7 protein-coding genes and 1 pseudogene are annotated in these 7599 nt (G+C 42.0%); 4 read left to right on the top strand and 4 right to left on the bottom strand.

Annotated features, from left to right (window positions below; genetic code table 11):
• The first annotated feature begins 29 nt into the window (after positions 1 to 29).
• The gene (locus tag V2H77_RS13875; RefSeq protein WP_341499272.1) at positions 30 to 725 is read left to right on the top strand and encodes a helix-turn-helix transcriptional regulator; all 696 of its coding nucleotides are present in this window, start codon (positions 30 to 32) and stop codon (positions 723 to 725) included.
• Between the two features lie 319 nt (positions 726 to 1044).
• On the opposite strand, the gene V2H77_RS13870 is transcribed toward V2H77_RS13875, so the two are convergent.
• From V2H77_RS13870 to V2H77_RS13860, 3 genes are read right to left on the bottom strand one after another with little or no spacing between them, the layout of a single operon-like run.
• Positions 1045 to 2298: a PTS ascorbate transporter subunit IIC gene (locus V2H77_RS13870; RefSeq protein WP_341499270.1), complete on the bottom strand. Its 1254-nt coding sequence runs from the start codon at positions 2296 to 2298 to the stop codon at positions 1045 to 1047.
• Positions 2299 to 2311: 13 nt separating this feature from the next.
• The gene (locus V2H77_RS13865) at positions 2312 to 2599 is read right to left on the bottom strand and encodes a PTS sugar transporter subunit IIB (protein ID WP_265379647.1); all 288 of its coding nucleotides are present in this window, start codon (positions 2597 to 2599) and stop codon (positions 2312 to 2314) included.
• A 29-nt stretch (positions 2600 to 2628) separates the two neighbouring features.
• On the bottom strand, positions 2629 to 3072 hold the full coding sequence (locus V2H77_RS13860) for a PTS sugar transporter subunit IIA (protein WP_341499269.1): 444 nt from the start codon (positions 3070 to 3072) through the stop codon (positions 2629 to 2631).
• Positions 3073 to 3373: 301 nt separating this feature from the next.
• Between V2H77_RS13860 and V2H77_RS13855 the strand changes: the two genes are divergently transcribed.
• From V2H77_RS13855 to V2H77_RS13845, 3 genes and pseudogenes are all read left to right on the top strand, one after another.
• Positions 3374 to 4414 (top strand): LacI family DNA-binding transcriptional regulator, encoded by a 1041-nt coding sequence (locus V2H77_RS13855; protein WP_341499268.1) that lies wholly within the window; start codon positions 3374 to 3376, stop codon positions 4412 to 4414.
• Positions 4415 to 4498: 84 nt separating this feature from the next.
• Complete coding sequence (locus tag V2H77_RS13850) at positions 4499 to 6667, top strand: glycoside hydrolase (RefSeq protein WP_341499267.1); 2169 nt, start codon at positions 4499 to 4501, stop codon at positions 6665 to 6667.
• A 147-nt stretch (positions 6668 to 6814) separates the two neighbouring features.
• Positions 6815 to 6916 (top strand): annotated as a pseudogene (locus V2H77_RS13845) (IS200/IS605 family transposase); the annotation flags it as partial.
• Between the two features lie 207 nt (positions 6917 to 7123).
• Here V2H77_RS13845 and V2H77_RS13840 read toward each other — a convergent pair.
• Positions 7124 to 7525, bottom strand: coding sequence for a nuclear transport factor 2 family protein (locus V2H77_RS13840; RefSeq protein WP_265379651.1), 402 nt, complete (start codon positions 7523 to 7525; stop codon positions 7124 to 7126).
• Positions 7526 to 7599 lie beyond the last annotated feature (74 nt).

Below are 7599 nucleotides of genomic sequence, written 5' to 3'. Positions count from 1 at the left end.
ATAAGGTAATAATGTTATAAAGGTCAAATATGAGTCAATCAGGATGTAAAAAAGTCCCTTTTATTACTCCTCAATTAACTAATATGTGGGATAAAAGCTCAGAACCGTGGTTTGTAAAAGATAAAGAGTTCCGCTTTATTTATGCAAATAAAATGTTCATTAAAGCTAATAAGCTACCTGAAGGTTTTGATGTTATTGGGTATACCGATAAAGAATTACCTTCACCAGTTAATCAATTTGCTCATCTTTTTGAGGAACATGATCATAAGGTATTGCAGGGTATGCAACGGATATCATCTCTTAGCACTTTCCCTCAAGCCAAAAACGAACAAGCTACATCCTATTTCTGTGATAAATATCCATTAATGGATGAAAATAAGCAGTGTATTGGCATAATTTCTCACGCCAGAGAAATACATAACTTTACCGTATCTCATTATATGGAGAACAATATTCCTATATCAATCCGATTTCAACAACCTAACAAGGTATTAAAAGAGAAAGAATGGATAGTCATTTTTCTATTCTGCCGTGGCATTAGCAATAGATATATCGCTGACGAAATGAAAATTTCATATCGCACCGTGGAAAAATATTTCGAAAGTATCTATGAGAAACTATCAGTTAACTCAGCAATTGAACTAAGAATACTTTGCAAAGAGAATAATTATGACCTTTATATTCCCCCCAAATACCTTCAATCCATAGGCCATATTTTGCTATAAATAATCGATTTCATTACTACATATTTCTCTCTGACCTGTTTAATTAACCTGAATTTTGCTTAGATTCCCCCTAACTGATATATGGATAACAATTTAACAAATTAAAATAAAGGGCTAAAAACGTGACTAAATAATCATTTTTTTGAAAATTTACTTTCTTATTTCTGTTGAAGACTTTATATAAAAAACGATGAAACCAAGAGATTCTCATGAGCATTGATCGATGCCTTATCATGGTCAAATGGTTTACATCAACATTTTGGCAAGAGACAGGGTGTTTATAACCCTGTTTCAATGCCAAGATCCAGATACTCCACAATCAACGAACAATAATACCTAATAGAATGCCCAATGCGCCAAAGTCAGCATCGCTGAATGTCGTGTTGGCAATACCTATATCCCCCAAAACGGGTAACAGGAACACGGGTAAGAAAGTGATCAGAAAGCCCTGAGCAAAAGCCCCGAGAATAGCGCCTCTACGCCCCCCTGTCGCATTACCAAAAACCCCGGCGGCAGCACCAACAAAGAAGTGTGGCACAACGCCGGGAATAATGACCGTCATACCTAGTGCATACAGTATAAACATACCAATAACACCAGCCACAAAACTGCTCAAGAACCCGACTAATACTGCATTAGGCGCGTAAGGGAAGACAACCGGGCAATCTAACGCTGGTTTAGCATTTGGCACCAATTTATCAGAAATCCCTTTAAACGCCGGAACGATTTCTGAAATGACCATCCTCACACCTTGCAGAATAATGTATACACCCGCGGCAAAGGTAATAGATTGCATTAGCGAGAACATAAATCCATTTTTCCCACCACTAACTTCTCTCACAAAATCACCACCAGCGAATAAGCAACTGATCATGAAAATAATCGCCATCGTAAAAGAGATAGCAACCGGTGTATCACGCAGAAACAGCAAACTTTTCGGAACATTCATTTCTTCCGTTGAATACGCTTTATTTCCCAGTTTGCTGCCAATAAAACCAGATAGAACATAGGAAAGCGTGGAAAAATGCCCAATCGCAACGTCGTCGGAACCTGTTATTTTCTTCATATATGGATGGGCAATCGCCGGGAAAAAAACCATAGCAACACCGACAACCACAGAACCAATAGCCACTAGCATCGTGCCTTTGATCCCGGCGGTCGCAAGAATCACCGCGACCATCATGGACATAAATAATGTGTGGTGCCCAGTCAGAAAGATAAATTTCCACGGGGTAAAACGTGCAATCAAAATATTAATCACCATAGCAAAGAGCATGATCATTGCCATTTCTTTACCAAAACTTTTTTGCGCAATGGAAACAATTGCTTCGTTGTTTGGTACTACTCCTTGAATACCAAAAGCGTGTTGGAAAATTTCAGCAAAACCCCCTAATGAAGAGACGACTAATCCAGCCCCTGCCCCCAGGATCAAAAATCCCATAATGGTTTTTATCGTGCCTTTGATACATTCAGTCACCGGTTTCTTTTGCACGATCAAACCAATAAGCGCGATAAGACCAACCAAAATCGCAGGTTCTGATAGGACACTCATCAAAAAATGGAAAAATTCCATGATGTCCTCCCGATTACAATGCGCCAAGCTCTACTAATGCCACGGACAGACGTACTTTCATTGCCGATTTATCCACCATATTGTCCAGCGCAACAATTTTGCCCTCGACTGCCTGAACAACGAGTTGTTCCGCAATATCTTTAGTACCGACAAAAATGTCGCTTTGAGTTGCCTTTGCTGACCCCAGATCGACATGATCAACACTGGCATCGATTCCCATCTCTCTCAGAATATTTTTAATACTCATTTCCATCATCAAGCTGGTACCTAACCCATGTCCGCAAACGACAGTGATTTTCATACTATTTCCCCATAGCAAAAAATAACGACTTAATACTTGTTGATCACGGTAAGAATCTCTTCTTTACTTTTGGCACTCATCAGCAATGCGACATCTTGCTGATTATCAAACAGCTCAGCAAGCTGAGCGATCACTTCAATATGACTATTGCTGTCAGTTGCTGCTAAGACAATCAACAACTTAACTGGATCATTTTCATCAGAACCAAACTCCACTCCTTTACTAATCACAGTTAATGCTAAAGCTAATTCGTTAACCCCTTCCTCCGGTCTGGCATGCGGCATAGCAATTCCCGGGCCGACAACATAATAGGGACCAATTACCTCATGGGAACGATAAATAGCATCAATATAACAAGAAGAAATGGCGCCATTTTCCACCAAAGGCTGACAAGCAACCGCGATTGCTTCGCGCCAATTTTCAATATCCGGGATCACTTGGATCACATCTTGGGTAAGTAACGTCTTAAGCATCAATTTCCCCCGATAAAAATCCCATTCCGCTTACCTTCCGTCCTCTGTCTTCCGTCTTCCGTCTTCCGTCTTCTGTCTTCTGTCTTCTGTCTTCCGTCCTCTGCCAGTGATATTAGTCACAAATGATAGCGCTATCTATGATCGTAACTCATTATTGTGATAGCGCTATCATTTGTTATCTGATTAATTCACCAAAAAGCGAAAGTACATTCATGGTTTTTTCCCACGAATTGCCTGAGATCAGGTAGAATCCCAACGTCAAATTCATAGCCGTTAATTAAAAAAACAGAAAAATATTTTGATGAGAAAGACACGAAAACGCCGTAATACAGGGCGGGTAACATTACAAGATGTTGCTAAGTATGCCGGTGTCGGTTCAATGACAGTTTCACGCGCATTGAGAACACCAGAAATGGTATCGGATAAATTACGAGAAAAAATTGAACAAGCCATACAGGAATTGGGATATATCCCAAATGGCGCTGCCGGCGTACTTGCTTCCGGTCAAAGTAATATTATCGCGGTGCTTGTGCCCTCACTGACAGATAAAGCCAGCGCTACATTTATACAGTCACTGCAACAAGTACTGAATAAACATGCCTTTCAAGTTTTACTTGGCTGTCATGAATATGACCATAATAAAGAAGACAAAATTATCATGACACTACTGCAAAGCAATGCAGCGGCACTGGTGATTTTCAGCTCGCAATTGGCAGATAAAACCTACAGTAATATTTCTCATATCAATATTCCCATTATTAATGTTGCAGGTTCCCATCAACAGCAGACGGCAATTAATATAGCAACCGATTTTTCTGCGGCCGCCTATACGTTGACTGAACATATGTTAAATAATGGCCGCAAGCATATCGGTTATATTGGCGCCCAAATGGACAGCCGTTTACGCAATCAGCAAATTAATGGCTGGCATAAAGCCATGTTGCATCACTATCAACATGCCGACCAAAATATCACTACCTCGGATACTGCCAGCATGCAATTTGGTCGCCAGGCAATTACTGAGATGTTATTACGTCAACCTGAACTGGAAGGTGTTATTTGCAGTCATGAAGTGATTGCCTTAGGCGTCATATTTGAATGCCAGCGGCGCCTACTTAAAATACCCGCTGATTTGGCTGTTGCTTGCCTGGAAGGTTCAGATAACTGTGACCACACACAGCCAACACTGACATCAATTCGCATTGATTATCCCCAAATAGGCAGGGACACCGGAAAGTTGCTGATAAAATTGCTCAATCAACCAGGTGAAGATGAAGCAAAATATCAAAACAACCAATACCACCTATTTTCGTATAAGTTCGAACCTAGACAAAGTGCGTAGTAAATCTGGCACAGGTTGCAGATATATTTACCTTCCGCGCAGTATAATTTTGCTCCTTTTCCATTACTTGGTATCTGTTATTTTATGAGACTTATTCCTGTATGTTTTCTTATCATCACACCGCTAGCTCATGCACTTACCTTAAGTAATACCCACTGGCAGATTGAGATTGATCCGCAAACGCTTTCCACCCGTGCCATTTTACCTTCTGGTCAAGTACTCCCCTTATCGCTGGCGCAACCCTCTAAACACGTTGTTCAACTCGAACAAGATAATTCCAACATCAACGCGCAATGGCAATGGAATGGAGATACACACGTCAATGCCAGACTGCACGGTGACACGCTGATAATGTCGTTTAAACGGACTACAACAGGTCAGTTACAATGGCCTGTATTGTCTTCTGGCGCCAAAACACTGTTGCTGCCTCTTCATGAAGGATACGCCATTCCGGCACAGGATAAAGACTGGCGGCAGGTACTACCGAATGAATATAGCGGGATCAACACAACTGAGGATCTCAGCTTGCCAGTAGCGGGTTTTGATTATGGTAGCCATGTGATTTCCGTGCTATTTGCCAACCCCTTTAATAATGTATTAACGTTTACCCCTGACGCCAACGGCATAGGCATGGCAGCAACGCATCAGTTTACACGCCTTGATCCTACCCAACCCTATGAAGTACAGATTGCACTTAATGATGCCGATTGGCTTTCACCAGCTAAGCAATACCGAAAATGGCTACAAGCCCGTGGTGAATTTGTGCCACTTAAATCCAAGCTGGCAGCGGCTAAAGACGGCAATCGTCTAATTGGCGCCAGCCACGTGTATTTGTGGGGGGAGCGACTTATCGTACCTCAGGATGTAAAAGAGTGGCGAGTGCTACAGAAGCTCATCCCTGCCAGTTGGCTCAAAGGAGAAGCAGCGAAAGCCGTACTCGACGCCAACCTTACTCGAAGTATATATTTGCAGCGAGTACTCATTGATAGCATCAACGATACGTTGATTCAGATGGCGCCGGGTCAAGACGTTACTCAGTTTGAAAAACGCCGGGAGATCGTGAGCAATACACTGGGGAAAGCCCTTAATCCTCCAGAAACCTGGGGAGACAGTAACTCGCCCAAAATGATCGATCTGCTACAAAAAGCGGGGCTCGGAAAGCTTTGGCTAGGTTTACCACAATGGACAGCAGGCTTTGCAAGCCCGGCTGGCATAAACGCAGCCAAGAAAGCGGGTTATCTTATTGGGCCCTATGATTCTTACGATACTGCTTTACCTGATGGCAATATTAATCCGAGCTGGCTATCAGCCCAACTTGGGCAGGCCACTTTTTTACGCTGCGGCATCATGCTGGAAAATGGCAAACGTAAAGCCGGTTTTCAGGGCGAAGGGGTATATACCAATCCAACATGCGTGCGTCCACTGATGGAACAACGGATACCTCATATCCAAGCCATTAATCATTACAATAGCTGGTTTTTGGATGTGGACGGCACAGGAATGGTTTTTGACGATTATGATCCGTCCAAACCGACTTCCCAAGCACAGGATGCGAAAAATCGAATTGAAGGTATGGCTTGGATCGCTCAATCTCAAGGTGTTGTCGTTGGTTCGGAAGTGGGTGGTGCTGTGAGTAATGCCAGTGTGACTTTTGCTCACGGTATGCAGACCACAGGTTTTGGCTGGCATGATGCTGATATGCGTAAAAACCAAAATTCTCCTTATTTCCTCGGAAAGTGGTACCCGGATTATCAACCTGCTTTCTTCTTTAAAACCAGCTCGATCAAACCACGCTATCAGAAGTTATATTTCAATCCCCGTACACGTTTGCCACTGTTTCAGGCAGCATTTCATGACAGTGTTGTGACGACACATCACTGGACAGTAGATAGTCTGAAATTTAAAGAGATACGTGTGGTAACTGAACTGATGCAGCAGCTTTACAATGTGCCTCCTTTGCTCAATTTAAGTCTGGATACGGCGAGCAAACGCATTAGTTATCTGAAATCACTCGACGCCTTTTTCCGTCCACTCCATCAAAAACTGTATGACCAAGCACTGACAGAGTTTCGCTGGTTAAACGCGGATGGGAGCGTGCAACAAACCTTGTTCGCCGATGGAACCCGCATCATTGCCAATTTTAGTCAGCAGCCAGTGAGTCTTGAAAATAGAGAGATTGCTGCTTTTAGTACTTTGGCAATTTTACCGGATGGTAAAACAGTGCGCTTTCAATCTGCACAGATGTTGAAATAAAAGGCAATCATCTATAATTGCTTCAACAAACACCCGTACTGAACAACATTGACTGATGTTATATGAGGGTTGGTAACACTAGCCCTCCGCTATTTGCAGCTGTTGTGGGTTTGCGAAAATGGAATACAGATTTGCGCGATTTTAAAGGCAGTAAGTGTGATGGTTAACAACCTGAAGTCAGTCTCCTCGCGCTTACTGCGTCAGCAAAACACACACCTGAGAATGCAAAACAAAACGGGTAGATGTTGGCACTGGAAGATCCTGTATACCTTAAGGATGTTATGGAAGAATAGCAAAATATGAACAAAAAGGCCGCGTAATATGTCACTAATTTCGTCACATAACAAGAAATGAAATTCAGAATGTTAACTTGTCTGATTAACATTCCTACTCCTCCCGTTTTGCTACCACATGCTATTATTTGGCTCAGTTAATATTGCAAGCATATAACCGACGTTACCGAATAGAATAATCTGCATGAGCACGCTCAATTTGAAGCGTATCAGCAGTTTGTTGTAATTTAACTAATTGTCCATCCCGCACTGTCCATATATGAACGAAACGAGCAATGAATCGTTTGCCACGCTTTACCCGTCCCAAATAATTACCCAGCACAATAACATGATCATCTGACTCAAAATATTCAGAACTGTCTACCACAAACTCATCTACATCATTTGAAAATGGCACAAAGAAATTATTTAATATATCTTCAATCCCTTCATAAACGCCGCCATATCGAGATCCTTGAGTAACATCCCAAATAATATCACTCGCCATGATCTGGCGAAGAACATCAATATCACCCATAGAGTCATAAAAACGGCGAACAATAGAGACACTTAATGAATCTGACATTATTATTCTCCTTCAAATTATCCTGCAATGAAATATGACCGGCTCTTATAAAATGAGCCGGCCGGATATCTTGG

The sequence above is a fragment of the Photorhabdus sp. P32 genome, from assembly GCF_038085095.1.
In the GTDB taxonomy this organism is placed as follows: domain Bacteria; phylum Pseudomonadota; class Gammaproteobacteria; order Enterobacterales; family Enterobacteriaceae; genus Photorhabdus; species Photorhabdus luminescens.
Note: the sequence above shows the minus strand (reverse complement) of the source record. Positions and strands in the feature narration are given on the sequence as shown.

Coding starts and splice junctions, on each gene's coding strand:
- V2H77_RS13875 (WP_341499272.1), top strand. CDS start 30: ATGAGTCAATCAGGATGTAAAAAAGTCCCTTTTATTACTCCTCAATTA.
- V2H77_RS13870 (WP_341499270.1), bottom strand. CDS start 2,298: ATGGAATTTTTCCATTTTTTGATGAGTGTCCTATCAGAACCTGCGATT.
- V2H77_RS13865 (WP_265379647.1), bottom strand. CDS start 2,599: ATGAAAATCACTGTCGTTTGCGGACATGGGTTAGGTACCAGCTTGATG.
- V2H77_RS13860 (WP_341499269.1), bottom strand. CDS start 3,072: ATGCTTAAGACGTTACTTACCCAAGATGTGATCCAAGTGATCCCGGAT.
- V2H77_RS13855 (WP_341499268.1), top strand. CDS start 3,374: ATGAGAAAGACACGAAAACGCCGTAATACAGGGCGGGTAACATTACAA.
- V2H77_RS13850 (WP_341499267.1), top strand. CDS start 4,499: ATGAGACTTATTCCTGTATGTTTTCTTATCATCACACCGCTAGCTCAT.
- V2H77_RS13840 (WP_265379651.1), bottom strand. CDS start 7,525: ATGTCAGATTCATTAAGTGTCTCTATTGTTCGCCGTTTTTATGACTCT.